Origin of the sequence: Noviherbaspirillum denitrificans (assembly GCF_002211445.1) — a bacterium.
GTDB classification, from domain to species: Bacteria; Pseudomonadota; Gammaproteobacteria; order Burkholderiales; family Burkholderiaceae_D; genus Noviherbaspirillum; species Noviherbaspirillum denitrificans.
Window position 1 is genome coordinate 1 of record NZ_LSTO01000042.1, and the last position, 1,948, is coordinate 1,948.

Below are 1,948 nucleotides of genomic sequence, written 5' to 3' on the forward strand. Positions count from 1 at the left end.
CAGTCATGGGCAGCGCAGGTGGTCGGCACGGTGGCCAACCTGAGCGGACCGCTGGTGGCGAAGAAGGCGGACGGCACGGCCAAGGTGCTGGCGGTGAAGTCGTCGGTGGAGCAGGGCGACATCCTGGTCGCCGAAAAGGATACCTATGCGCGGATCAAGTTCATCGATGACAGCGAGATTACGCTGCGGCCGAATACCCAGCTGAAGATCGAGAACTTCAGTTTCGAGGCGGACAAGCCGGAAAAGGACAGCGCGGCCTTCGACCTGGTCAAGGGCGGGCTGCGCGCGGTGACCGGCACGCTGGGCAAGCGCAACAAGGAAAAGTGGGGGATGAACACGCCGACGGCGACGATCGGTATCCGCGGCACGACCTTCATTGCGGAATATGTGGCGCCGGACGATGCGGCAGTGGCGGCCTACGGCATGGCGAGCATGGCGGCAATGACGCCGTCGGGTTATACGGACGTGCGCAGCGACATGCCGGCGGCGGTGCCGCTGCAGGTGCTGCCGCTGCGCGTGGCGCAGGTGCCGGGTCAGCCGGGCGGAGGCGGCCTTGCGCCGGGCCTGTACGTGCAGGTCATCGATGGCTTGATCAACCTGTCCAACAGGGGAGGTTCGCTGAATTTCTCGGCGGGCCAGTTCGGCTATACGGCGACCATGGTACAGCCGCCGGTTGTCCTTCCCAACAACCCGGGCATCAAGTTCTCGCCGCCGCCGACGTTCAACGTGAACACCGGATCGCAAGGCGGATCGGGTAGCGGACCGGGCGGGAATGCGGTCGATTGCGAAGTGCGGTAGTGGTTGAAAAAGATAACAATTCGGAAGCAAATGACGTGAGGTCGCCCCGTGCGGCTTCATAAAGGTGACCGAGGGGATCTTCTTGACACCCCCTTGGTCGATGGACAATAGTTTCTTGGTAATACATAAGTTCGGCATGCAGCGGCAAGCATTCAAGCATGACGCGGACAGAGGGAGCAGGGGGAGAGATGACCACCAAACCCGTCGTGCGCACTCAGCGCACTGCAAGTACACAGGCGATCCTGCGGCGCCGTATCCTTCCGGCACTGGTTGCCGGTTGTTTCGGCACGGCACTGGCCAATCCATTTGGCCCGCAGGTCGTCAACGGCCAGGCCAGTTTCCTCAACCAGGGCAACGTGCTGACGGTGACCAACACGCCGGGCACGATCCTCAACTGGCAAAGTTTTTCGATCAATCCGGGTGAACTGACCCGCTTCCTGCAGCAGAACGCCAACAGCGCGGTGCTCAACCGCATCACCGGGCAGGACCCGTCGCAGATCCTGGGCGCGCTGCAGTCGAATGGACGAGTGTTCCTGGTCAACCCCAACGGCATCCTGTTCGGGCAGGGCGCGCAGGTCGACGTCAACGGGCTGGTCGCCTCCACGCTCAACATCAGCAACGAAGACTTCCTCAACGGCAGGATGCTGTTCAAGGCAGGCGACAAGGCCGGTAACTTGAAAAATGAAGGCACGATTGCCACGCCATCCGGCGGGCAGGTCTTCCTGATTGCGCCGAACGTGGAAAACAGCGGCATCATCACTTCCCCGAAAGGCGATGTGATGCTGGCGGCCGGCCACACGGTGCAACTGGTCGATTCGCTCAACCCGGACGTGCGGGTGGTGCTGAGTGCGCCGGAAAGCGAAGCGCTGAACCTGGGCCAGGTGATTGCGCAGGGCGGCAGGACGGGCATCTACGGCGCGCTGGTCAAGCAGCGCGGGGTGATCAATGCCGACAGCGCGGTGGTGGGCGAGAACGGCAAGGTGGTGCTCAAGGCGAGTCGGGACACGCTGGTGGAAGCAGGCAGCCGCACCAGCGCGAAGGGCGCGGGCAAGGGCGGCGAGATCCAGGTGCTGGGCGAGCGCGTCGGGCTGACAGGCGATGCGGTGATCGACGCCAGCGGACAGCAGGGCGGCGGCACGGTGTTGGTGGG

Annotated in this window: 2 protein-coding genes; both read left to right on the forward strand. The window is 63.6% G+C overall.

The genetic code is table 11. The features are described 5' to 3' along the window. The coding region (locus tag AYR66_RS28025) for a FecR family protein (RefSeq protein WP_234815115.1) at positions 1-798 on the forward strand (798 nt) is incomplete at its 5' end. A 188-nt stretch (positions 799-986) separates the two neighbouring features. After that, positions 987-1,948, forward strand: a 962-nt coding sequence (locus AYR66_RS28030) for a two-partner secretion domain-containing protein (RefSeq protein ID WP_141104366.1), incomplete at its 3' end; no start/stop codon positions are given.